Here is a 23,255-nt window from a genome sequence, read left to right on the forward strand (position 1 = left end):
TCTGAAACTAAAAAGGCGAGCTAATTTAGCTCGCCTTTTGGGTAGAAGATATAAAAAAATATGACTTACTTATATTCTACCTGTTCAATTTCATAAACAACGTCGCCATTTGGGGTGCGAACCACTACTTCGTCTCCTTCATCCTTGCCAATGATGGCGCGGGCAAATGGCGAGGTGCAGTTTAACAACCCTTTTTTCACGTCCGCTTCATCTTCACCAACAATTTTGTAGGTAACCGACTCTTCAGTGTCGACATTAAACAACTGAACCGTGGTGCCGAAGATGACCTTGCCGGTGTTTTCCATGGCCGCCACATCGATAACCTGACTGTTGCTTAGCTTGGCTTCAATATCCTGAATACGACCCTCAATAAAGCCCTGCTGCTCACGTGCAGCATGGTATTCAGCGTTTTCTTTCAGGTCGCCATGTTCACGTGCCGTAGCAATTTGTTGAATTACTTCCGGGCGCTTAACTGTTTTCAGTTCTTTTAGCTCAGCTTCCAAGGCCGCATGGCCTTGGACAGTCATTGGGTATCTAGTTGTCATTTAATGCTCTCGTGCAAATCCTGTAGGCGGCGCACTGGCTTCTCGCCGGTAGCCTTCAATGACGCTACTGTCGCAACCGCACCAGTTAACGTAGTAGTGTAAGGCACCTTGTGCTGCATTGCACTCTGGCGAATGCTCGCTGAGTCGGCGATTGCCTTGCGACCTTCTGATGTATTAACAATGAATGATATTTCATCGTTCTTAATCATGTCTACAAGGTGTGGACGACCTTCAGATACTTTGTTCACCACAGTCACAGGCACGCCTGCGTCTTGCAGCGCTCTTGCCGTACCAGTTGTTGCCAACAGCTCACAACCTAGTTGTACTAGATCTTTCGCTGCCGGGATCAAGGCTGCTTTATCACGCTCTTTGACCGACAAGATCACTTTGCCACCAGCTTTAACAACCGGCGAGCCGCCACCTAGTGCTGCTTTACCGAAGGCTTCACCGAAGGTGTCACCCGTGCCCATTACTTCACCAGTCGACTTCATCTCTGGCGTTAGAATTGGGTCAACAGATGGAAACTTGTTAAACGGGAATACGGCTTCTTTCACTGAGTAGAAACTTGGGATCACTTCTTTCGTGAAGCCAACTTCCTCTAGTGATTTGCCAGTCATTACCTTCGCCGCAACGTTTGCTAGTGACGTACCAATCGCTTTCGAAACGAATGGCACCGTACGTGATGCACGAGGGTTCACTTCGATCACGTATAGCTCACCGTCTTGGTAGGCCATCTGTACGTTCATCAAACCCACTACACCAAGTTCAAGCGCCATGGCTTTAACTTGCTCACGGATCTGATCTTGAATGTCTTGCGCTAGGCTGTACGGCGGCAATGAGCAAGCTGAGTCACCAGAGTGAACACCAGCTTGTTCGATGTGCTGCATAATCGCACCAATCACCACTTGCTTACCATCAGACACCGCGTCGATGTCGACTTCGATGGCGTTGTTCAAGAAACTATCTAGCAATACTGGTGCATCGTTAGATACTGATACCGCTTCACGCATGTAGCGCTTCAGTTCTTCTTCGCTGAATACGATTTCCATCGCCCGGCCACCTAGCACGTACGACGGACGTACCACTAGTGGATAGCCAATTTCCGCAGCTTTTTTGATTGCTTCTTCGTGTGAACGAACGGTCGCGTTTTCCGGCTGTTTGATGCCCAAGCGCTCAACCATTTGCTGGAAACGCTCACGGTCTTCAGCGCGGTCAATGGCATCTGGCGAGGTACCAATGATTGGCACACCAGCTGCTTCTAGCGCACGTGCAAGTTTAAGTGGTGTTTGACCACCGTAGTGCACGATCACACCCTTAGGCTTTTCTTTGTCAGCAATTTCTAGCACGTCTTCAAGCGTGATTGGCTCGAAGTACAGACGGTCAGAGGTATCGTAGTCAGTCGATACGGTCTCTGGGTTACAGTTCACCATGATAGTTTCGTAACCGTCTTCACGGGCAGAGAACGCTGCATGGACACAGCAGTAGTCAAACTCGATACCTTGACCGATACGGTTTGGACCACCACCAATGATCATGATTTTTTCTTTGTCAGTTGGTTCCGCTTCACACTCTTCGTCGTAGCTTGAGTACATGTAAGCTGTGTCTGACTTAAATTCTGCCGCACAGGTGTCTACACGCTTGTAAACTGGGCGGATGTCGAACTTGTGACGCAGGCGGCGAACTTCGCTTTCTGCTACGCCTAGCACCTGAGCTAAACGTGCATCCGAGAAGCCTTTGCGCTTAAGCTTGCGCAACAAAGCATCATCCAGTGAAGCAAAGCCAGATTCAGCCAAAGCTTTTTCGTCTTTGATGATGTCTTCGATTTGAACTAGATACCATGGGTCGATCTTAGTGTGATTAAACACTTCTTGCATGGTCCAGCCAGCACGGAAGGCATCGGCCACGTAATAGATGCGGTCAGCGCCCGGCTCAGTCAGCTCGCGAACCAGTATTTCTTTCGCTTCTTCTTCGGCTACATCAGTTAGTTTCGGGTCGAAGCCAACGCTGCCAGTTTCTAGGCCGCGCAGTGCTTTTTGTACCGACTCTTGGAAGTTACGGCCAATTGCCATCACTTCACCCACCGACTTCATCTGAGTCGTTAGGCGATCGTTCGCTTGTGGGAACTTCTCGAATGTGAAACGAGGAATCTTAGTGACTACGTAGTCGATCGCTGGCTCGAACGATGCTGGTGTTGCGCCACCAGTGATGTCGTTCTGTAGCTCGTCTAGGGTGTAACCAACCGCTAGCTTGGCAGCGATTTTTGCAATTGGGAAACCAGTTGCTTTCGACGCTAGTGCAGATGAGCGCGATACACGCGGGTTCATCTCGATGATCACCATACGGCCAGTGTCTGGGCAGATGCCGAACTGAACGTTAGAACCACCAGTTTCTACGCCGATTTCACGCAGTACTGCCATCGAGGCATTACGCATGATTTGATATTCTTTATCGGTCAGCGTCTGTGCCGGTGCAACCGTGATCGAGTCACCCGTGTGAACGCCCATTGGATCGAAGTTTTCGATCGAGCATACGATGATGCAGTTGTCGTTTTTGTCACGCACAACTTCCATTTCGTATTCTTTCCAGCCAATCAGCGACTCATCGATCAACAACTCATTAGTTGGCGACAGGTCAAAACCACGGCGGCAGATTTCTTCGAATTCTTCTTTGTTGTAGGCGATACCACCGCCTGAGCCACCCATGGTGAATGACGGACGAATGATCACCGGAAAACCAAAGCGTTCTACAACTTTCCAAGCACCTTCCATATCGTGAACAACATCAGCCTTAGGACACTCTAGACCAATCTTCTTCATCGCTTTGTCGAAGCGCTCGCGGTTTTCCGCTTTGTCGATGGTGTCGGCATCAGCACCGATCATTTCTACACCGTACTTTTCTAGTACGCCGTGCTTGTCTAGATCTAGTGCGCAGTTAAGCGCTGTTTGACCACCAAGTGTTGGTAGGATCGCATCTGGGCGCTCTTTTTCGATGATCTTTTCAACTTCTGACCATACGATTGGCTCGATGTAAGTGGCGTCAGCCATCACCGGGTCAGTCATAATGGTTGCAGGGTTCGAGTTTACCAAGATAACGCGGTAACCCTCTTCACGCAGTGCTTTACATGCTTGCGCGCCTGAGTAGTCGAACTCACAGGCCTGACCAATCACGATTGGGCCAGCGCCTAAAATCAGAATACTTTTAATATCCGAACGTTTTGGCATTGCTTAGCCCTTCTTCTTTTCAATCAGTTCAATGAAGTGGTCGAATAGCGGTGCACAGTCGTGAGGACCTGGGCTCGCTTCTGGGTGACCTTGGAAGCTAAACGCTGGCTTGTCGGTGCGGTGAATACCCTGCAGCGAGCCGTCGAATAGTGATTTGTGCGTCGCTACCAAGTTCGCTGGTAGGCCGTCTTCTTTCACAGCAAAACCGTGGTTCTGTGAAGTAATCATAACCGTTTTGGTTGCCATGACTTCTACCGGGTGGTTGGCACCGTGGTGACCGAATTTCATTTTTTCAGTCTTGGCACCAGACGCCAAAGCTAGTAGCTGGTGACCTAGGCAGATACCGAAAACAGGAATGTCGGTTTCAAGAATTTCTTTGATTGCCGCAATCGCGTAGTCACACGGTTCTGGATCGCCAGGGCCGTTAGATAGGAATACGCCATCTGGGTTCATTGCCAACACTTCGCTAGCAGGCGTTTGTGCAGGCACAACCGTTAGCTTACAGCCGCGGTCAGTTAGCATACGCAAGATGTTTTGCTTAACACCGAAGTCGTAGGCAACAACATGGTGTGGCAATTCGTCGTCGGCAAAAGTTTTGAAGCCTTCGCCAAGCTGCCAAGAACCTTCACGCCATTCGAAGCTTTCTTTAACAGTCACTTCTTTAGCTAGGTCCATGCCTTTTAGGCCTGGGAACTGCTTTGCTAGCTCAAGTGCGCGTGCTTCATCGATGTCACCAGCAATGATGCAGCCGTTCTGAGCGCCTTTTTCACGCAAAATGCGCGTTAGGCGGCGAGTATCAATGTCGGCAATCGCTACGATGTTGCTATCTGTTAAGTAGTCAGACAGCGACTGCTGAGAGCGGAAGTTACTCGCTAGCAGTGGCAAGTCACGAATTACTAAACCGGCAGCGTGAACGCGATCTGATTCAACGTCTTCGCTGTTCACACCCGTATTACCGATGTGCGGGTAAGTAAGCGTAACGATTTGGCGTGCATAAGAAGGATCGGTTAGGATTTCCTGGTAACCAGTCATGGCAGTGTTAAACACTACCTCACCAACCGTTTCCCCTGTTGCTCCAATGGCCGTACCTGTGAAGATACTACCGTCCTCAAGGGCGAGAATGGCTTGCGTGCTCAATGCTATGTCCTCTGGATGTGCGGGGCTAAAACTCTGATCGTCAAATACAACAAAGGGGCGAACTCCTCACCCCTTCTTATTGTAGTTGCGTTGGCCGTACAAGTGGCCAAATTGCGGGTATGTTAACGGCAGTTTACGTGTTTGTCCATGTGAATATTTATCCACCGCTAGATTACCGTTTCTATTTTCCTCACACATCTAATTGAGCGTACAGCAACAGAACCGTTACACTAAGAATACATACGGATTAAGTGGAGGCCTGCATGAGTCACCAAAGCCATCTCAATCAAGTTCACCAGCTCGCCATGACCCTCGCCCAACGCGCGGGTGAAACAGCAGTAAAAATGCGTGAGCAATCCCTGAGCAAGGAATACAAACGCGGCAGTGAACTGGTAACTAATGCCGATTTAGCCATTGATAAGCTACTAACCAGTGGCATTATAGCTGAGTATCCCGAGCATCAGATCCTAGCGGAAGAATCCAACCCCGACTGGAGTAGCATTAAGCACGCTGACACGCCGTTTTGGGTGCTCGACCCGATTGATGGCACGGTAAACTATGCCCACGGTTTTGCCCAGAGCGCTATTTCAATTGCTTACTGCGAGGGCAGCAAGCCCTTAGTTGGCGTGGTTCACAACCCGTTTAATGGCGAAACCTTTCATGCCGTCAGTGGCCAGGGCGCATTGTTAAACAATGAAAAAATCGCACCCTCTCGCCAAGACAACCTGCAGCGCGCTCTAGTTGCCACGGGCTTTCCGTACGACCGAACAGCACGTGCGCAACTGATGCCAAAAGTTGCAATGATATTAGAGCACTGCGCCGATATTCGCCGGATGGGTGCTGCCAGCTTAGACATATGCAACGTTGCATGTGGGCGCCTAGATGCCTACTGGGAAAGCCTATCACTGTGGGATCACGCCGCCGCACAGGTGATCGCTAAAGAAGCAGGCTGCATGTTCGGACATCTTAATGAAGGCGACCCAAATGTGCCCGAGGCTTATTGGTGTGACGACATCATTGTAGCGAATACAGAGCTGTATTCGCCGTTTAAGGCTTTGTTGCTAGAAAGTGAGTGAGTTTAGGGAACCTCTAAAAACCCCTTTTTCTCATTTTGACTTTGTTGAATATCGGCTCGAAGTACTCATTTACTACTGTAAACTCCGCCTTCTCGCCGATCTTCGCCTCGTCAAAATTTCGCCTCTGAGGTTTTTAGAGTCCCCCTTTAAAACCATCTTCTGCATATTCTGAATGGCAAGGATGGGCGCTGAAGCGATGCGAGTATTCAATTATTAATGCGCTAGGTTCATGGCAACTGCTGACAATAAATTTTGAGCGTTGCCAGCCAACTTTTCGGAATAATATAAAAATTATCATATTTTTTATTAAATTAAATATAAAATTAAAAAAATAACTAAAATTAAAATAAAAAAACACCCCTCCCACCATTAAATACAACTTGATCCAAATCAGCACAACCACCACTTAGCTAACCCCCAAATACATTCTGTGAACAAGCATTCAGTTCAAAGCCAGCCTAGTAATCATAATCGCAGTACAAAACCAATAATTCAGAGAGAACAACATGAAACAGTTGAGTCTGATTGCTAGTGGGATTTTGCTAGCTGGGGCGGCGTCAGCGATTACCGTGGAAGTCGATCCAGAAAACCCTAATGGCTTCATTATGTACCAGTCGGAGTTGGATGCTGCCGAAACAGCGGCGGCGGCGAATGCGGGCCCTATGATTGATTTAGTGCGTCATGATTTGCGTATGCTGCCCAATGATGAAGTGTTAAAAGTTACGCCTGGGCGCGCAGACAACCCATCTAACGTGAAACGCGTTGAAGCCATTCTGCCAGAAGCAGAGTTTGATTATTTATTCCCACATCGCAACCCTGCCTATACCTATCAAGGCTTTTTGCAAGCAGTGGCAAAGTTCCCGGCTTATTGCGGTGACTATACTGATGGCCGTGACTCGCTGGCGATTTGTAAAAAAACACTAGCCACAACCTTTGCCCACTTCGTGCAAGAAACTGGCGCCCACACACCAGATGTTAATCAGTTTGAGCATCCACCATGGCGTCAAGGTTTGTATTGGGTACGTGAAATGTACCAAACCGAAGACAAGTTCAATGGTGCCTACAATAAATGTGAAGGTGGTCACTGGGCAACATGGCGTTACCCATGCGGCTTGCAGCCAAACGGCGAGTACAAATCATACTTTGGCCGTGGTGCTAAGCAGCTAAGCTGGAACTACAACTATGGTGCGTTTTCGGAAGCAATGTTTGGCGATGCAACTGTGCTACTAAACGACCCTGCGCAAGTTGCCGATACTTGGCTGAACTTTGCTTCAGCCATCTTCTTCTACGTATATCCTCAGCCGCCGAAGCCATCTATGCTGCATGTGATCGATGGTACTTGGCAGCCGAATGCAGCCGACAAAGCCGCTGGTTTGGATAACGGTTTAGGCACCACGATTAACATTATTAACGGTGCATTTGAGTGCGCCAAAGGCAGCACCACCCCACAAGCTGCCAACCGCATCAAGTACTACAAACTGTTCACTGACCACATGGGTCTAGACATCACAGGTGAGCAGCTAGACTGTGCTAACCAAGCCAACAAGTTCCCAGCTGAAGGCGCTGGAGCCTTACAATTCTACTGGGATAAAGATTGGGGCTACGACGCCAATACCCCAGGCAACGGCAAGTTTGCTTGTAAAGTTGTGGGTTACCAGTTCGCTTATAATGCGTTGAACGATGGCGACTATGAGCAATGTGTGCAGCTCTATTTCGGTGAAGGCGTTGGTACGCCAATTCGAATCATTGATGATGTGAATGGCACAACACCAACGGGCGTTGTTACCCCTACTAAAGTGGTAACGCCTACTAAGGTGGTAACACCAACCGATGGTATTTTGCCAACAGCCACACCAACGACTACACCCACCCAAGCGCCAACCCCAACAGATAGCATCTGTGCGGGCCAACCTGACGCATGGACTGCTACCTTCCCGTGGAACCATTATGCCACGGGCGACTTGCGCTCACATAAAGGCCAGATTTACCGTTTAGCGGGCGTGCCAGCAACGGGCGCATACGAACCGGGTACACCGGCGGCTACAGGCTCTTGGGTACTAGTGGGTCCAGTTGATTGCGGCACGCAACCGACTGCAACGCCGACCGCTACGGCAACCCCGACCGCTACGGCAACCCCGACGGCTACAGCAACTCCGACGGCTACAGCAACTCCGACGGCTACGGCAACTCCGACTGCTACGGCAACTCCGACTGCTACGGCAACTCCGACGGCAACGGCGACTCCGACGGCAACGGCAACCCCGACGGCTACAGCCACGCCGACTGCTACAGTAACGCCAACTACAGCGCCAACGGCAATCCCTAGTGCAACAGCAGCACCAAGTGGTCAACCAACGCCGGTCACAACAACCATTACGATTCCAGACACCATTAATGTCGGTAACTTTGGTTTGTTTGGCTTGCTGCTGCTACCGTTGCTAACCGTGACTCGCCGTCGAAAATAGGCCGCTAGTCTTGTATCGGTTCGAGCACCAACTGGTGCTCATCCGTTAGCAACAACACTTGCTGTTCGCGCTCAATTGCGCGGGCAGCGAGCATCACTTTATTCACCGCACTAGCCTGTTTCATTACCTCGGGCTCACAAGCCATACGAGTGCTTGCGCCAATCGAAGTTAACTCACCATCAATCAGCTGATAGTCACCAAATAGCCGATTACAGCCATCGGTCCCTGTGTAACCATCTGCCTCAAAGGTCAGCTCAACTGCACGCATGGGTTCTGTATCATCAATACTAACCACTTGCCATGAACCCACAAGCGAGTTGAGCGGTGTGTCTGTCGGCGCCGATGGCCATACAGCACAGCCTGCAAGCACAGCCGCAAGCGGCCAAACGAGGTGTTTTGTCATCTGTGTACTCCAATGATTAAGCTGAGCCTTATGGCATTAACAAATATGCTATTACGATGGCATGACTAGCACCTTAATCGAGGCTATTCAGTTCAATGATGCGTCGGTTTTCTAGGCTAATTTGATCAAAAATTGATTCGGTGTAGCGAGTTAAAAAGCGATCAACTACCCCACTTGCTTTAGCTTGCGAGACAACCTGCGTAAGTGGGGCAACCAAAGCCTCAGCGTTTGGGCTAATGTAGTAGTATTGAGAAATGGGTACCTGCAGTAAAACGTGAGAATCAATACGCAATTGTCGCCCCTTCTCTTGTTGCTGCTTAAGCTCTTGCTCAACCTCCAGCACACTGCGGGAAAAATAGTCACAAGCGCCACGCTCGGTATAAACAAACAAATTGTCGTAAACAGGCAGCTGTTTAAGCTTAAAGCCACTCAGTTCATACCAGCGAGTGACGGTCCAACTCGGGTTGGTGCAACCAACTAGATCAGCCACTTCTGCAAGGTCAGTAACATTGGCAAATGGATCACGTTCGGAGGCAACAAGGGCAACGCGTTGCCCAATCAAGCCATTGTCAACCGACACAGGGATTTTGAGGTAGGCAGCGTCGTAGTCTGGCCGTTCTGGTAGCAACATAATGTTGATACGCTCGCCCGTTTGCAGCTCCAGCTCCATGCGCGCCCGAGTCATTGGCCAGTCACTAGTGCGAACTGAAAAGTCTGTACCTGCAACAATTTTTTGTAGCAGGTTTTCACCGTATAACTGGCGCGCATCGCCTTCCACGGTATGGCGCGGAAACACAAGCTCGGCGGCACTCACACTGGTTGCCATGAACAAAATAATCGTAGCAGCTAACTTCATTAGACACACCCAACCAATTGGAACTAAAGTATAGCACCTATCAACAAAATACTGGGTTGAATGAAAGCTTAATCATTAACACTTGTTTACAACGATAGCTTCTTGGGTTTCAGGGTGAATTCAGAGTGCAATGAATAAACTAATCTGCATCGAAACCCGAGAGGCGAACTGATGAACAAATTATTGATTACCACTGCAGCACTCACTACCGCCATTGCCGCAACCGCTGCACCACGCCCAGCCTACGACACTGGCTCGACTGAGTTTTACTATAGCAAAGCACAAGTGGGCTATACCTGGTCGCAGATCGCCGCAGATGATGGCCAAACCGAAGTAGCAGGGCCAGAAACACTTGTTGTTGGCGCTAGTTACCCCGTTAATGAGCTGGTTTTTGTTAATGGTGGCTATCAGCGAGCGAGCATTGACAACACAATTGCCAGCATTGACAACAATTTAATCAGCATCACCACTGACAGCACCACACAAACCTTTACCATTGGTGGCGGCGCTCGCTTCCCAATAGCCATGGATGTCGACTTTAATGTTGGCGCCAGCTACAACTGGCAGAACAACGAGACTCAAAGCGTTGCTGGCAGCACTATTCTGGCTACCAATCAAAGCTCAACCAACTTTGCTGCCTTTAATGCAGGCTTGCTGATGACACTACCTGATACAGGTTTGTACACAGCAGCAAATTTTGAGCTAGGCTTATTAGAAAAGACACAAACAAACATTGGCGCCGAAGTTGGATTCCGCCCAAGCGACCAGTTCTCAGTCGCCGCCACTGGTAAGTTTGATACAGACTTCACCACCACAACACTGGGTGTGGTAGGTAACCTGCATTTTTAGTACCCACAATAGCTGGGTATTACCCGAGCAACAGCAGCACTTAGGCGAGCCATATGGCTCGCTTTCTTTTATCCAGATGGTGAAGCCAACGCCTCGCGCCACTTGGCGAGTTTTTGCTCAAAAGTCATGGCTGCATAGGCTGGGCTTGTTGATGGTAGTTTTACTAGTGCTACCTGAGGCGGGTGCAACCCAGGCTTAACAAAATGTTTGTGGTATTTTTGCCATGCCGCGCCGCCATTTAAGCCAAGTAATCTGAGCTCTGGCATACCGGCAAACCACGGCACTAGTTCATTGGCGACTTCTGTTTTGCTGTTGATCGCACTATCTAGGCTACCAGCGCGTTCACAGTGGCTGAGCACATCCCAAAGACTCACACCAGACTGAGTGAGTTCGGATACCCTTTGGTGATAATCCTCTGCCAACGAGCACAACCCTAGACTAGCCATTATTGGCCAAAATGCATTTCTTGGGTGGGCATAATACTGCCCTTCGTTGAGTGACCGAACACCCGGCATGGAGCCCAGTATAACGATGCGACTATTAGCGCTAGTAATTGGCGCAAAACTATTTACTTGCATGATTGGCGTAACACACTAGCAATAAGCAGCATTGGCTCTAGTGCCATTTCGATATCTTCATCTTTAACCATGCGCGCCAATGCAATGGCCTGCTTATCGATGGCAGATTCTAAGCGCGCGACCCTGTCTAAACCTTCGTTGGTAAGTTTTAGCAACTTGCAGCGTTTGTCCGTAGGATGTAAATCACTAACAATCCAGCCTTGCTTGATTAGTGTTGCAGCTTGCTTGTGTACCGACTGGCGGCTAACGCCTCGCTGTGCTGCCAGCTGACTTATGGTCATTGCACCATCACTTGCAAGCGTGCGTAATAACAACCAAGTAGGTAAACCAATATGCTTAAGCTCTGGCAAACGCTGCTCGAGCAAGTCACTTACCTGCGTTGCTGCAATCAGCATCGCTTTATATTCATTGGTATACAAAAGCGTTTCCTTGAAATGACGACACCAGCGATTCGACTGCCGGAAAAACCAGACGCCTGCGAATTATGCCAGCGAACCGGCGTTGCACTCACACGCCATCATTTAATACCGCGCTCGCTACACAGTAAGAAATGGGTGCGCAAAATGTTCGACCGCAATGAGCGCATCAGCTCTACTGCTTGGCTTTGCCGCCCTTGCCACAATCACATACATGCGGAAATAAGCGAGAAGGACATGGCGCGCCACTATCATAGCATTGAGCGCTTGCGCAGCGTTGATCGTATTGCCGAGTTTGCTCATTGGCTCTCAAGCAAGCCTTCCGGATTCAAGCCACAGCAACGCAAGCGTAAACGCTAGCTTGAGTTAAATCAGCTAGCACGAGCAAGTTCATTGATCTAGGTCGGTATCAAATAGCGCGCATCGCGCAATACTGATGCCATGATCACACATGTACTATTCGACCTAAGTAACGTACTACTTCGCTGGTTGCCAGACAAGGCAGTCAAGGCTGCAGTAGACGACCCAGATGCTTACGCTTTGGTAAAGCAGGGTATTTACTGTCACGCCGACTGGATGGCGTTTGCAGCGGGCAAGTTATCGCTCGACGACTTTATGCAACGCGCTAATGATCGAACCGGCCTAACAGAAGCGGAGCTGAATCGTTTACTTGATGCAACGGCAAACTTGGCCATGCCACCATTGCGTGAAGGCATTCAGCTGCTTGAATCAGCGGTGAAACTCGGCATTTCCTGCCATTTTCTAGCCAATTTGCCACGCCCAATTTTTGAGCGCATGCAACACAGGCCAATGTGGCAGTACTTTAATTCCGGCGTTATTTCAGCCGATTTTGGCCGCTTAAAGCCCGACCCAAAGCTGTTTGACCAAGCGGTGCAAACCTGTGGTTTATCGCCACAATCAACTTTGTTTGTTGATAACTCTCATACCAATGTTATTAATGCCGTTGCATTGGGCTTTCATACCGAGATTTTTCGTGCAGATTCTGTATGCTACGAGCGAATAAAACATCGCTTGGAGCATACACTGAAATGCGGTTAGCAGCCTGGATACTGGCCACACGCCCTAAAACCTTACCGCTTGCCTTAGCTGGCCCGTTTGCCGCTTTGGCAGCAGTACAGTATTACGGTCAAATCAACTGGCTGAATGCCAGCTTTATCATTGCCACCATTGTATTACTGCAAATCATTGCCAATGTCGCCAACGACCTAGGTGATGGGTTACGTGGCACCGACCAAGACCGCTTGGGGCCACCGCGCGCCCTAGCAAGCGGTTTATTAACGGCTAAGCAACTAAAGCACGCCTTGATTGTGTTAGCCGTGGCTACTGTATTAACAGGTCTTGCCAGCCTTGCGACCAGCACGCAAGCCTATGCTTGGTGGCTGTTGTTGCTTGGCGCACTATCTATTTGGGCTGCGCTAGCCTACACCCTTGGAAAAAAACCCTATGGTTATAAAGCACTGGGTGACCTAGCCGTAGCATTTTTTTATGGCCCTGTGGCGGTGGTTGGCACCGTTTTTTTGCAGAACAGCGCGATCAATGAACTAGTGCTTGCCATGCTAATCGCGCAGGCGGCTTGGGCTGCAATTGTATTGCATATCAACAATATGCGTGATGCCGAGCGCGATAAACTGCATGGAAAATTAACCCTAGCGGTTCTTATGGGTTCGCGGGGTGCCAAAATCTGGTACCTTTTGCTATTGACCATGGCAGCATTAGCCTCCGCCTGGGCAAGTTATTACTTTGCCGCCACCATTTTGCCATTTGCTATTGTGTTCACCAGTATTGTAATTGCCGAGCGTACACTCAAAAGCCAAGGCCGAGCACTCAATGGCAAATTAGCACAACATGCATTGTTCGCCGCGTTAATCAGTCTGATCTGGTTGAGCGTAAGTATCTGGCGCTATTAATCAATGGGAATCATTTATGCAATTTCGCAAGTTAGGACAAACCGACTTAGACGTTTCACTAATCTGCCTAGGCACCATGACCTATGGTGAACAAAACACCGAGGCCGAAGCGCACGAGCAACTAGATTACGCGGTTTCTCAGGGCATCAACTTTATTGACACCGCCGAGATGTACCCAGTGCCGCCAAAGCCAGACACGCAAGGGCGAACCGAAGCCTACATTGGGAGCTGGCTAGCACAGCGCAGTGATCGCGACAAATTAGTCATTGCCAGTAAAGTTGCAGGCCCTCGTATGGAGCATATTCGCGGTGGCTCTCGGTTATCACGCCAGCATGTCATTGAGGCCTGTGATGCTAGCCTTAAGCGACTGAAAACTGACTACATCGATCTGTATCAGATTCATTGGCCAGAGCGCGCCACTAACTTTTTTGGCCGCCTAGACTACCAGCATCAAGCCGAGCATGAGCACATTGCTTTGCAAGAAACCCTCGAAGCCCTTAATGAGTTGGTGCAAGCTGGCAAGGTACGCTATATCGGCAACAGCAATGAAACCCCATGGGGCACCATGCATGCCCTGCAGCTGGCTGAACGCCATAACCTGCCCCGCCTGCAGTCTATTCAAAACCCATACAGCCTGCTTAATCGCAGCTTTGAAGTTGGCAACGCCGAGGTAGCGCACCGCGAGCAAGTAGGACTACTGGCCTACTCGCCGCTGGCATTTGGCATGCTAACGGGCAAGTACCGCAATGGTGCTCAGCCTGAAAAGGGGCGTTTAACGTTATACAGCCGTTTTCAGCGTTACAGTGGTGAGCTGGGTGTTAAAATGACCGAAGCCTACAGTCAGTTAGCCGAGCGCCATGGGTTAACGCCAACTCAACTAGCACTAGCGTTTGTTAACAGCCGCCCGTTTGTCACCAGCAACATTATTGGTGCTACAACCATGGCTCAGCTGCAAGAAAACATTGCCAGCGTCAACGTTAACCTATCAGCCGAATTACTCGCTGAGATAGACGCACTACATCAATCACAGCCAAACCCTTGCCCATAAGGAACCACTATGGAAATGCCAAAGAAGATCAGAGGACTTGCCATAGCCTACTACATTTATGGCGCCATTGGTCTCATAGGGTTCGCCGGTATCGGCGCCCTAGATTTTGTTGCTTATTTAGTGCAACAAAATGATGCAGCCCTCGCTAGCGATCCATTTTTCATTCAAATGATTGATGTGATGAAAGGCCTAATCATCTTCTTAACCGTACTGCACGTTGCGGTAAATGTGTTAGTAGGCTGGGCCTTACAGAATGGTCGTTTGCATATGCTGTGCTTTATAACCGGCATTCTGCTGTTGTTTGCTGTACCGTTTGGCACCATTCTTGGCATTTTCACTATTATTTGGCTGCGTGAGCCAGAAGTTGAGCGTTGTTTTAGTTCTTAAATCTATACAAGTTAACGCAAGTTACGTGGGCTTGGGCATTCGCCTTTGCCCGCCCTTCAACTTATTATTGTGGTCGTTAAAAGAAGAGGTTCAATGTGCAAATTAAACCACGCGGCCAATATCATCATGGGCAGCTCGCTCAATCGTTAATTTCTGCTGGCATGCAAACCATCGCAGACTCGGGAGCTGATGCCTTGTCTTTGCGAAAACTAGCAATGAGCATTGGTGTGTCTGCCACAGCTGCATACAAGCATTTTGATAGTAAGGCGGCCTTAGCCAACGCCATACGGCTGGGTATTAAGGCCGAGTTTGATGCTACGATCGAAGCCGCTTATCAAGCTCACGAAGATGCAGGCACCCGTATGTTTGCCATGGGCAAAGCGTACCTAACGTTTGCTCGAGAAAATCCACTGTGGTTCGATTTTTTATTTAGCGCCCCAGTAGAGCAAGACGGTTTAGTACCCGATTCGTCTGAAAGCTTGTTTTTTCGAGCCACTCAGGAAATGTCTTCTCGCAAGATGACAGAAGAAGATTTAATGACGGCAGCTATGCAGGGCTGGGCGCTTGTGCACGGCTTAGCCACACTGGAGCGACAGCAATTTATTGGTTCGGTTTGCCCACAGCTAGATGACCAATTATTGCGTGCTATTTTTGAAAGAACCTTGCGCGGCTGGGTTTGATCGAAACACCAGCAAACTGTGCTCCCCTGCGCCAGTTCTAGGCTGGCGCTGCTTATCAGCGACTACCTCACAGACTTATTCACAGCTTTAGTGGACAACAAATTTTCAATAATCAGAACTTGTGCCTACACTGATACAGACCAATCTAGGCTGAGAGATGATGAAAACTCTGGTGCAAAGAAATCGTCTACTTTGGACGCTGATTATTACCATCTTGGTCGCGATTGCTTCACCTGCGGTGTTTTTTGGTGCTGGTGAAATCTATTTTCGCTTCCAGAACACGGTTAACGTCACCGCCCGTGAGCAAGCAGAGCAAGCCTTTAACGTTCTGCTTCGTAGCGCTAGCGAAGCTGTATGGACGTATAATAGTGAAAGTATCAAACAGCTGATTGATGGCATTGCTAGTGATAAAGCGGTGCAAAGAATTTATGTTGAAGACTCATTTGGTGCGCCTTTTGCTGAGTATGTGAGCCCCACCCCTCACGATTATCAGTTCACTTTGCGAGGCGACATCGATTACGAAGGGGAGGTCATCGGCCATGTCGAAATGGTTTATAGCCTTCAACTTGAGTACCAAGAAGCCTTTAGAGAAGCACTTAGACTACTATTTATATTCATTGCACAAGCAGCACTAAGCCTTGTGGCAGTGATTTGGTTACTTAAAAAACAGGTCACCAACCCGATTAATCAAATCATTAGTTCAGCTCAAGGCATTTCCAAAGGCAACCTAGACACACCTGTGGCCCTAGATCGCAATGACGAACTAGGCGCTCTGTCGCAGCAAATTGATGAAGCACGCATTGCCTTAAAAGACTTGTTTCAAACTTTAGAAGACAGGGTTGATGCGCGTACCGCGGAGCTCTCGGCGGTAAACACTGAACTCGAAAGCACCATTAAGCAGTTAAAACGGGCGCAAAAAGAGTTGGTGGAAACCGAAAAGTTATCTGCGCTTGGTGCATTAGTCGCTGGCGTTTCGCATGAACTCAATACTCCCTTAGGCAACAGCATTATGATGGCTAGTACCCTGGTCGACACGGTAGAGCGTTTTCAAAAACAGCTCACATCTGGGCAAATCATGCGCAGCGAACTGACAAACTATCTCGATACCATTACCAATAGCGCAAAAATCATGCAAAGCAACATAGGGGCTGCTGCCGATTTAGTGAAATCATTTAAGCAAGTGTCGGTAGATAGAACCAGTGAACAAGCCCGTGACTTCGAGCTCGTTGAATATTTGCACGAAGTAGAAGCGACATTACGCCACTTGTTTAAACACCGCCCAGTTGACCTAGTCGTTGAAGGCAACGCACCCATTCAAATGAGCAGCTATCCAGGACCATTAAATCAAGTCATTAACAACCTAATAAACAATGCCCTAGTACATGCTTTCGAACCCGAGGATGAAGGTAAGGTGACTATCACGGCTGAGTTAGTTGATCACGGAGAAACGGCCGAGATAATTGTTCGTGATAATGGCGCAGGCATCGCAGAAGAAAACCTGTCTCGCGTATTAGAGCCTTTCTTTACCACTAAGCTAGGTAAAGGGGGCAGTGGCCTAGGCATGCACATTGTGCACAACCTTGTTACCAATGTGCTAAGTGGCACAATGAAGATAACCTCAAAAGTTGGCGAAGGCACGACAGTGCTCATTCAGATACCGACAAAAAACACCAACTAAAAAAAGGCGACCTTGGGCCGCCTTTATTTATCTATTTCCTGACTCGCTTTGCTTAAGCAGCTAGCCACGCCTCTAGTTCGTCGGCGCCACCGATGCGCTGACCATCAACGAATACCTGTGGTGTAGTACCCTGACCAGTCACTGCTTGCAATGAAGAATATGAAAGACCTGCACCACTTAGTGAAATTTCTTCGTACTTCAACCCAGCGCCTTCTAGTGCCTTTTTAGCACGGGCACAGTGTGGGCAGCCTAGTTTGCTGAAAATAGTCACACGCTTAGGTTGCTCAGCTTGGTCGTTGATGTAGTTCAACATGGTATCCGCATCAGACACTTTGAACGGGTCGCCCGGTTCATTTGGCTCGATGAACTGCTTCTCAATAACGCCGTCACGAACAAGCATAGAGTAGCGCCATGTACGCTTACCAAAGCCCAAGTCTTCTTTACCTACTAGCATGCCCATGCCTTCGCTGAACTCGCCGTTGCCGTCTGGCAAGAAAAAGATGTTCTCGGCATTTTGATCTGCTTGCCATGCATCCATTACGAATGGGTCGTTAACCGATAGACAAATAATTGAATCAATGCCTTCTTTGGCAAATACAGGTGCTAGCTCATTGTAGCGTGGCAAGTGTGTGCTAGAGCAAGTTGGTGTAAACGCACCAGGCAACGCAAAAACGATTACGTTTTTACCTTTAAATAGGTCGTCCGTTGTAACGGTTTTCCACTCGCCATTTTCGCGAATAGGGAAGCTTACGTTAGGAACTGCTTGTCCTTCTTTGTTAGGCAACATCTATATGTCCTCGATCTCTAGTAAATGAACTGGTTAATAAGTTAACGCTGGCTATGCTAGGCTCAACCCACTCGAAGGTAAAATTGAACGTTCCAATCACTTCATATTGTTTTTTCAATATAAAGATCGTATTACTCAATCTTCATTCGGTAGTTTTTCAAAAATGTTCGTATAGTTAAAAAAGGTAATTTAAGGAGACCGCCATAATGCTACTGAGTATCGCCCTGCCATTTATCGCCGCGGTGGTTGCGCCACTATGGATAAAAAAAGGCTGGCATGGCAGTTGGTTAGCGCTGTTTCCACTGCTGATATTTTGCCTTACCGCACCAGCACTTGCCGACGTTTTGAGAGGCAATGAACGCATCATTCAATATTCTTGGGTGCCAAGCATTGGACTAAACCTAGCTTTGCACCTAGATGCCCTTAGCTGGCTCATGTTAAGCCTTATAAGCGGCATTGGCACGGCCATTGTGCTGTACGCCAGCAAGTACCTTGAAAACCACCCAGACCTTGGCCGATTCTTCCTATGGCTGTTTGTATTTATGGGCGCCATGGTTGGTTTGGTCTTGGCCGACAACATTTTGCTGTTATTTGTGTTCTGGGAGCTGACTAGTATTGCTTCCTACATGCTGATTGGCTTTAACCACGAATCAGCTAAAGCACGCGCTTCGGCACTGCAAGGCTTGCTTGTCACCGTGGGCGGCGGTCTGGCGCTATTAGCCGGTATGATTATGCTTGGCTACCAACAAGGCACCTTTTTACTCAGTGAAATGTCGCTTATTGCTGAATCGAGCAATTGGATTACCGCAGCCATAGTGCTTGTTCTACTAGGCTGCTTCACTAAGTCGGCGCAGTTCCCGTTTCAATTCTGGCTACCCAATGCCATGGCAGCGCCAACGCCTGTGTCCGCCTATTTACACTCGGCGACCATGGTGAAAGCAGGCGTTTTTTTAATGGCACAGTTAGCCCCTGTGTTTGCCGAGCAAATCGTTTGGACAACCTTGGTGACTGGTGCGGGCGCCATTACCATGCTGCTTGGCGCATGGTTAGCTTTTTTAGCAGTAGATTTAAAAAAGATTCTTGCCTATACAACCGTCACCGCTCTAGGCATGTTAACCATGTTAATTGGCATTGGTTCTGATTACGCAAACTACGCCTTTGCCACGTTCTTAATTGCGCATGCATTATACAAAGCCTCGCTATTTATGCTGGCTGGCATCATTGAGCATCAATCACACACTCGCAACTTGCGCCGTGTGCGCCCACTACCGCGTAGCACGCTTGTTGTCACCGGTATGGCAGCTTGGTCATTGGCAGGAATCGTGCCGGCGCTTGGTTTTATTGCTAAAGAACTAACCTTAAAAGCCAATACTGGCGATTGGTTGCTCACGGCAATGGTGTTTTTAACTGCTGTGTTAACCATTGCCGTGGCAGCGAGCCTAGTCTGGCAACCGCTGCGCAGCAAAAGCCCCGCCCTACCCGTGCATGGCGAACCTTGGCAGCAATGGGTTGGGCCAATTGTTTTTTCAACACTGGCGCTATTGCTTGGCGTATTTGCTTGGGTAGTTCAACCACTGGCGGATCAAATTGCTAGTCAGATGACTGGCGCAAAGGTCATTGAACTATCACTTTGGTATGGCTTTTCTCAGGCGCTTGCACTATCCGGCGCAAGCATTGTGTTGGGTATTTTATTGGCATCTGTTTGGCAAAAAACACGAGTACTCGCCACTCGCTTGCGTTGGTTAAGCCGCCGCTTTGGCAGCGAGAAACTTTACGAGCTAACGCTAGCAGGCAACCTGAGCTTTGCTGATTGGCAAACTAGAGTATTGCAAAATGGCTATTTAGGCCGCTACCTAGTGCTGATCATTGCCATCACCACAATTGCTATTTTAAGCACCTTACTGGTGCAGTATGGCTGGCCGGGTATGTCGTTTGATGCCTTAGAAAGCTACGAAGTAGGCATGCTGTTTGTCATGTTAACGGCCACCCTATATGCCATTGCCAGTAAGCAACGTTTTGCCGCCATCATCGCTTTGGGTGCGGTAGGCTTTGTTGTTGCCTTGATATTCATTCACTTCTCTGCCCCAGATCTGGGTATCACTCAGGTACTGGTTGAAACGCTCACGGTGTTGCTATTGGTACTAGTACTGATCAAGCTGCCAGGCCTTAAGCACTACTCAACGCGCCTTCAACGCTTTGTTGATGCCACCGTTGCAGCAGGGTTCGGCTTTATGATGACCCTGCTGGTACTAGCAGCACAAGAAAACCGCTGGGCAGAGAGCATTTCGCATTATTTTGTTGAGCAAAGCTACCCACTTGGCCAAGGGCGCAACATTGTTAATGTGATTTTGGTTGATTTCCGCGCTTTAGACACCTTAGGTGAAATATTCGTTTTAGCCCTAGCTGCATTGGGGGTTTATTCCATGATTCGACTACGTAGGAGCCGTTTATGAAGCAAGGTTTTGCGCCCAGTTCTGGGCTAATTATGCGCACCGCTACCGTTGTCATTTTGCCGCTGCAACTGTTGTTTTCTGTGTTTCTGCTACTGCGAGGCCATAACGAACCAGGTGGTGGCTTTATCGGAGGTTTGGTTGCAGCTGGGGCGTTCTCCCTTTATTTGATTGTATTTGGCGCCAAAGCATCGCGCCGACTACTGAAAGTAGACCCAAAAGATATTCTGGCATGGGGATTAATCTTTGGCCTCATCGCAACACTGCCAGCACTGCTGTTTGGCCAATCTTTTTTTACCGCTCAGTGGCTGAGCCTTGACCTGTTTGGCACCACTATCAAGCTGTCGACCGTGTTGGTGTTCGATATTGGGGTCTATCTTGCCGTCATCGGTACGATTACCACCATGTTTTTTGCTTTGTCTGAACGTTTAATAGGGAGCCAATAATATGTCTGCATTAATGGCCGTTGCCATTGGCATTCTGTTTGCTGCATCGATTTATATGATGCTGCGCCGTTCGATTGTGAAACTAGTAATGGGGCTGATTCTGTTGAGTAACGCTGCTAACCTGGTCATTTTCACTAGTGCTGGGCTGACAAGCGGCGCACCGCCGTTGTTAGATGCCGCAACCAAACAACCACCCGCAGGCGTTGCCGACCCGCTCGCGCAGGCCCTGATTTTAACCGCCATTGTGATTGCCTTTGGGGTGCTGGCGTTCTCTGTCGTATTAATCCACCGTGCTAACGAAGTGGTGCAAACAGACGACCTTGATCAAATGAAGGAAACCGATCAATGAATAATTTGGTGTTCCTACCTATCCTCATTCCGCTATTGGCAGGCGCTATCACACTAGCGCTTTGGCGCAGCAGCAAATGGCAAAAGCGTGTGTCCGTGTTCGCAACCCTGCTTTACCTAACAGCGAGTGCAACGCTAGCTTGGCAAGTAAGCCAACAAGGCTACATTGTATTGCAAGTAGGCGGTTGGCAGGCGCCATTTGGCATTAGTTTGGTGGCAGATTACCTAGCTAGCATTATGGTGGTCGTCACCGGCATTGTAGCGTTTACCGCGGTGTTGTACTCCTTGGTCACAACACCAAACACACATATAAAATTTGGCTACTTCCCATTGCTGCATATTCTGTTAGCAGGTGTGAGTGGCGCCTTTCTAACCGGTGATTTGTTTAACCTGTTTGTTTGGTTTGAAGTGATGTTGCTGGCCTCTTTTGGCTTACTAACCCTAGGTGGCGAGCGCGCCCAGATGGAAGGGGCGATTAAGTATGTCACCATCAACCTGTTTTCATCAGCACTTTTTTTATCTGCCATCGGTATCTTATATGGCACCGTCGGCACGCTCAACATGGCGGACCTTGCGGTGAAACTACAGGACGTTGAACAACAAGGGCTGCTCAACGCCATCGCGCTGATGTTTATGGTGTCCTTTTCAATCAAAGCCGGTGCCTTCCCATTCTTCTTCTGGCTACCGGCCTCGTACCACACGCCAATTATTGCTGTGTCTGCGGTATTCGCCGGTTTGTTAACCAAGGTGGGCGTGTATGCGCTATACCGCGTGTTTGGTTTGATATTTATTGGCGACATTAATTTCACCCATCAAATACTATTATGGATGGGCGTATTTACCATGCTTTCAGGCGTGCTGGGTGCTGCTAGTCAGTTTGAAATTCGCCGCATTCTGTCGTTTCACATCATCAGCCAGATTGGTTATATGATCTTGGCATTGGCGATTTTTACGCCGCTTGCCATTGCCGGCGGTGTGTTTTATCTGTTCCATCACATTATTGTTAAAACCAACCTGTTTTTAATCAGTGGTATGACGCACCTGCTGCAGAACACTTATCAGTTAAAGTCGATGGGCGGCTTGTACCGTGAGCGTCCCTTCTTGGCGGCACTGTTTCTGATTCCTGCTATGTCACTGGCTGGCCTGCCACCACTTTCTGGCTTTTTTGCCAAGTATTTGGTTATCGAAGCCGGTATTGTTAGCCAGCAATGGCTTGCAACCGGCGTGGCTCTGTTCGTTGGGCTACTGACGCTGTACTCAATGATTAAAATTTGGGCCGAAGCGTTTTGGAAAGCCAAACCAGAAACCCTTTCAGAAACAGTCAAGCTGCCTTTATGGGGCGTTGTACCTATTGCTTTGATGGCGATCATGACACTGATCATCGGCTTTGCTGCTGAGCCATTTATTTTGCTATCGCAAGCGACTGCTGAGCAGCTACTCAACCCGCAAAGTTACATCAATGCCGTGCTAGGAGGACAGCCATGATAGGGTTTCTGTTTAACTTACTGCTAGCATTGGCTTGGGCACTACTGACCAACCAGTTTACCGCGCTGAACGTCATTTTTGGTTTTAGCTTAGGGTATGCCGTTATTTGGTTAATACACCGCACGGTGCCAGCGCTTTACACCTACCCGCGGCGACTACCAGAAACCATTAGCTTTGCGTTGTTTTTTATTTGGGAGCTACTGGTCGCAAACTGGAAAGTGGCTATGGATATAGTTACTCGCCCTTGGTACATGCAACCGGGTGTAATTGCCATGCCATTAGCAGCCAAAACCGACTTTGAGATCGCCCTAGTGGCCAATCTTATTTCACTAACGCCAGGTACACTTAGTATGGAAGTGTCGGAAGACAAAAAAACACTGTTTGTACATGCCATGTTCTTAGACGATGAACAAAAACTTAGAGCGGAGCTCAGTGAAATTGAGCAGCGTATCTTACAGGTGCTGAGGTAGAC

Annotated in this window: 23 protein-coding genes; 15 read left to right on the plus strand and 8 right to left on the minus strand. The window is 48.8% G+C overall.

What is annotated here, in order from left to right:
* Positions 1–65: 65 nt before the first annotated feature.
* Genes greA through carA form a run of 3 tightly spaced genes read right to left on the minus strand, consistent with a single transcriptional unit; the run spans position 66 to position 4,903 of the window.
* Positions 66–545, minus strand: coding sequence for a transcription elongation factor GreA (gene greA, locus DUW71_RS02065; protein ID WP_119393578.1), 480 nt, complete (start codon positions 543–545; stop codon positions 66–68).
* A complete protein-coding gene (gene carB / locus DUW71_RS02070) occupies positions 542–3,766 on the minus strand; it encodes a carbamoyl-phosphate synthase large subunit (RefSeq protein ID WP_119393579.1) in 3,225 nt (1,074 codons plus the stop codon). Before carB ends, greA begins: the two co-directional genes overlap by 4 nt.
* 3 nt (positions 3,767–3,769) lie before the next feature.
* Entirely contained in the window at positions 3,770–4,903 is a 1,134-nt protein-coding gene (gene carA, locus DUW71_RS02075; protein ID WP_119393580.1) for a glutamine-hydrolyzing carbamoyl-phosphate synthase small subunit, read from the minus strand.
* 263 nt (positions 4,904–5,166) lie between these two features.
* On the opposite strand from carA, the gene DUW71_RS02080 reads away from it, so the two are divergent.
* Together DUW71_RS02080 and DUW71_RS17660 are read left to right on the plus strand one after the other, a co-directional pair.
* Positions 5,167–5,979: an inositol monophosphatase family protein gene (locus DUW71_RS02080; protein WP_119393581.1), complete on the plus strand. Its 813-nt coding sequence runs from the start codon at positions 5,167–5,169 to the stop codon at positions 5,977–5,979.
* A gap of 506 nt (positions 5,980–6,485) precedes the next feature.
* Positions 6,486–8,444: a chitinase gene (locus tag DUW71_RS17660; RefSeq protein ID WP_199671129.1), complete on the plus strand. Its 1,959-nt coding sequence runs from the start codon at positions 6,486–6,488 to the stop codon at positions 8,442–8,444.
* A 4-nt stretch (positions 8,445–8,448) separates the two neighbouring features.
* Here DUW71_RS17660 and DUW71_RS02090 read toward each other — a convergent pair whose 3' ends face one another.
* Positions 8,449–8,847: an META domain-containing protein gene (locus DUW71_RS02090; RefSeq protein WP_119393582.1), complete on the minus strand. Its 399-nt coding sequence runs from the start codon at positions 8,845–8,847 to the stop codon at positions 8,449–8,451.
* Between the two features lie 73 nt (positions 8,848–8,920).
* The gene (locus tag DUW71_RS02095; protein WP_119393583.1) at positions 8,921–9,703 is read right to left on the minus strand and encodes a hypothetical protein; all 783 of its coding nucleotides are present in this window, start codon (positions 9,701–9,703) and stop codon (positions 8,921–8,923) included.
* Between the two features lie 171 nt (positions 9,704–9,874).
* On the opposite strand from DUW71_RS02095, the gene DUW71_RS02100 reads away from it, so the two are divergent.
* Positions 9,875–10,552, plus strand: a complete 678-nt coding sequence (locus DUW71_RS02100; RefSeq protein ID WP_119393584.1) for an outer membrane beta-barrel protein — start codon at positions 9,875–9,877, stop codon at positions 10,550–10,552.
* Positions 10,553–10,620: 68 nt separating this feature from the next.
* On the opposite strand, the gene DUW71_RS02105 is transcribed toward DUW71_RS02100, so the two are convergent.
* Both DUW71_RS02105 and DUW71_RS02110 read right to left on the minus strand, forming a co-directional pair.
* The gene (locus tag DUW71_RS02105; protein ID WP_119393585.1) at positions 10,621–11,130 is read right to left on the minus strand and encodes a DNA-deoxyinosine glycosylase; all 510 of its coding nucleotides are present in this window, start codon (positions 11,128–11,130) and stop codon (positions 10,621–10,623) included.
* A complete protein-coding gene (locus tag DUW71_RS02110; protein ID WP_119393586.1) occupies positions 11,121–11,549 on the minus strand; it encodes a MarR family winged helix-turn-helix transcriptional regulator in 429 nt (142 codons plus the stop codon). Before DUW71_RS02110 ends, DUW71_RS02105 begins: the two co-directional genes overlap by 10 nt.
* Positions 11,550–11,564: 15 nt before the next feature.
* Between DUW71_RS02110 and DUW71_RS02115 the strand changes: the two genes are divergently transcribed.
* The 7 genes from DUW71_RS02115 (at position 11,565) to DUW71_RS02145 (ending at position 17,267) form a co-directional block, all read left to right on the plus strand.
* Positions 11,565–11,906: a hypothetical protein gene (locus DUW71_RS02115; protein WP_119393587.1), complete on the plus strand. Its 342-nt coding sequence runs from the start codon at positions 11,565–11,567 to the stop codon at positions 11,904–11,906.
* 81 nt (positions 11,907–11,987) lie between these two features.
* Positions 11,988–12,605 carry an HAD-IA family hydrolase gene (locus DUW71_RS02120; RefSeq protein WP_119393833.1) on the plus strand — a complete coding sequence of 206 codons (618 nt, stop codon included), beginning with the start codon at positions 11,988–11,990 and terminating at the stop codon, positions 12,603–12,605.
* Entirely contained in the window at positions 12,596–13,474 is an 879-nt protein-coding gene (gene menA, locus DUW71_RS02125) for a 1,4-dihydroxy-2-naphthoate octaprenyltransferase (protein WP_158583835.1), read from the plus strand. The genes DUW71_RS02120 and menA overlap by 10 nt, the downstream gene beginning before the upstream one ends.
* A 16-nt stretch (positions 13,475–13,490) precedes the next feature.
* Positions 13,491–14,522 carry an NADP(H)-dependent aldo-keto reductase gene (locus tag DUW71_RS02130; RefSeq protein WP_119393589.1) on the plus strand — a complete coding sequence of 344 codons (1,032 nt, stop codon included), beginning with the start codon at positions 13,491–13,493 and terminating at the stop codon, positions 14,520–14,522.
* Between the two features lie 9 nt (positions 14,523–14,531).
* Positions 14,532–14,909, plus strand: a complete 378-nt coding sequence (locus DUW71_RS02135) for a hypothetical protein (RefSeq protein WP_119393590.1) — start codon at positions 14,532–14,534, stop codon at positions 14,907–14,909.
* 95 nt (positions 14,910–15,004) lie between these two features.
* The gene (locus DUW71_RS02140) at positions 15,005–15,589 is read left to right on the plus strand and encodes a TetR/AcrR family transcriptional regulator (protein WP_119393591.1); all 585 of its coding nucleotides are present in this window, start codon (positions 15,005–15,007) and stop codon (positions 15,587–15,589) included.
* A gap of 157 nt (positions 15,590–15,746) precedes the next feature.
* On the plus strand, positions 15,747–17,267 hold the full coding sequence (locus DUW71_RS02145; protein WP_119393592.1) for a sensor histidine kinase: 1,521 nt from the start codon (positions 15,747–15,749) through the stop codon (positions 17,265–17,267).
* Between the two features lie 52 nt (positions 17,268–17,319).
* Here the strand turns inward: DUW71_RS02145 and DUW71_RS02150 are convergent, their stop codons facing one another.
* Complete coding sequence (locus tag DUW71_RS02150) at positions 17,320–18,054, minus strand: glutathione peroxidase (protein ID WP_119393593.1); 735 nt, start codon at positions 18,052–18,054, stop codon at positions 17,320–17,322.
* A 206-nt stretch (positions 18,055–18,260) separates the two neighbouring features.
* Between DUW71_RS02150 and mbhE the strand changes: the two genes are divergently transcribed.
* From mbhE to DUW71_RS02175, 5 genes are read left to right on the plus strand one after another with little or no spacing between them, the layout of a single operon-like run.
* Positions 18,261–20,507, plus strand: coding sequence for a hydrogen gas-evolving membrane-bound hydrogenase subunit E (gene mbhE, locus DUW71_RS02155; protein WP_199671130.1), 2,247 nt, complete (start codon positions 18,261–18,263; stop codon positions 20,505–20,507).
* On the plus strand, positions 20,504–20,950 hold the full coding sequence (locus tag DUW71_RS02160) for a Na+/H+ antiporter subunit B (RefSeq protein ID WP_119393595.1): 447 nt from the start codon (positions 20,504–20,506) through the stop codon (positions 20,948–20,950). Before mbhE ends, DUW71_RS02160 begins: the two co-directional genes overlap by 4 nt.
* Position 20,951: 1 nt before the next feature.
* Complete coding sequence (locus DUW71_RS02165) at positions 20,952–21,299, plus strand: Na+/H+ antiporter subunit C (protein WP_119393596.1); 348 nt, start codon at positions 20,952–20,954, stop codon at positions 21,297–21,299.
* Positions 21,296–22,783 carry a Na+/H+ antiporter subunit D gene (locus DUW71_RS02170; RefSeq protein WP_119393597.1) on the plus strand — a complete coding sequence of 496 codons (1,488 nt, stop codon included), beginning with the start codon at positions 21,296–21,298 and terminating at the stop codon, positions 22,781–22,783. The genes DUW71_RS02165 and DUW71_RS02170 overlap by 4 nt, the downstream gene beginning before the upstream one ends.
* Positions 22,780–23,253 carry a Na+/H+ antiporter subunit E gene (locus DUW71_RS02175; protein ID WP_119393598.1) on the plus strand — a complete coding sequence of 158 codons (474 nt, stop codon included), beginning with the start codon at positions 22,780–22,782 and terminating at the stop codon, positions 23,251–23,253. Before DUW71_RS02170 ends, DUW71_RS02175 begins: the two co-directional genes overlap by 4 nt.
* The last annotated feature ends 2 nt before the right edge of the window (positions 23,254–23,255 follow it).

The organism is Salinibius halmophilus, from assembly GCF_003577475.1.
Lineage (GTDB): Bacteria > Pseudomonadota > Gammaproteobacteria > Pseudomonadales > Natronospirillaceae > Salinibius > Salinibius halmophilus.

Coding starts and splice junctions, on each gene's coding strand:
- greA (WP_119393578.1), bottom strand. CDS start 545: ATGACAACTAGATACCCAATGACTGTCCAAGGCCATGCGGCCTTGGAA.
- carB (WP_119393579.1), bottom strand. CDS start 3,766: ATGCCAAAACGTTCGGATATTAAAAGTATTCTGATTTTAGGCGCTGGC.
- DUW71_RS02080 (WP_119393581.1), top strand. CDS start 5,167: ATGAGTCACCAAAGCCATCTCAATCAAGTTCACCAGCTCGCCATGACC.
- DUW71_RS17660 (WP_199671129.1), top strand. CDS start 6,486: ATGAAACAGTTGAGTCTGATTGCTAGTGGGATTTTGCTAGCTGGGGCG.
- DUW71_RS02090 (WP_119393582.1), bottom strand. CDS start 8,847: ATGACAAAACACCTCGTTTGGCCGCTTGCGGCTGTGCTTGCAGGCTGT.
- DUW71_RS02095 (WP_119393583.1), bottom strand. CDS start 9,703: ATGAAGTTAGCTGCTACGATTATTTTGTTCATGGCAACCAGTGTGAGT.
- DUW71_RS02100 (WP_119393584.1), top strand. CDS start 9,875: ATGAACAAATTATTGATTACCACTGCAGCACTCACTACCGCCATTGCC.
- DUW71_RS02105 (WP_119393585.1), bottom strand. CDS start 11,130: ATGCAAGTAAATAGTTTTGCGCCAATTACTAGCGCTAATAGTCGCATC.
- DUW71_RS02115 (WP_119393587.1), top strand. CDS start 11,565: ATGACGACACCAGCGATTCGACTGCCGGAAAAACCAGACGCCTGCGAA.
- DUW71_RS02120 (WP_119393833.1), top strand. CDS start 11,988: ATGATCACACATGTACTATTCGACCTAAGTAACGTACTACTTCGCTGG.
- menA (WP_158583835.1), top strand. CDS start 12,596: ATGCGGTTAGCAGCCTGGATACTGGCCACACGCCCTAAAACCTTACCG.
- DUW71_RS02130 (WP_119393589.1), top strand. CDS start 13,491: ATGCAATTTCGCAAGTTAGGACAAACCGACTTAGACGTTTCACTAATC.
- DUW71_RS02135 (WP_119393590.1), top strand. CDS start 14,532: ATGGAAATGCCAAAGAAGATCAGAGGACTTGCCATAGCCTACTACATT.
- DUW71_RS02145 (WP_119393592.1), top strand. CDS start 15,747: ATGATGAAAACTCTGGTGCAAAGAAATCGTCTACTTTGGACGCTGATT.
- DUW71_RS02150 (WP_119393593.1), bottom strand. CDS start 18,054: ATGTTGCCTAACAAAGAAGGACAAGCAGTTCCTAACGTAAGCTTCCCT.
- mbhE (WP_199671130.1), top strand. CDS start 18,261: ATGCTACTGAGTATCGCCCTGCCATTTATCGCCGCGGTGGTTGCGCCA.
- DUW71_RS02160 (WP_119393595.1), top strand. CDS start 20,504: ATGAAGCAAGGTTTTGCGCCCAGTTCTGGGCTAATTATGCGCACCGCT.
- DUW71_RS02165 (WP_119393596.1), top strand. CDS start 20,952: ATGTCTGCATTAATGGCCGTTGCCATTGGCATTCTGTTTGCTGCATCG.
- DUW71_RS02170 (WP_119393597.1), top strand. CDS start 21,296: ATGAATAATTTGGTGTTCCTACCTATCCTCATTCCGCTATTGGCAGGC.
- DUW71_RS02175 (WP_119393598.1), top strand. CDS start 22,780: ATGATAGGGTTTCTGTTTAACTTACTGCTAGCATTGGCTTGGGCACTA.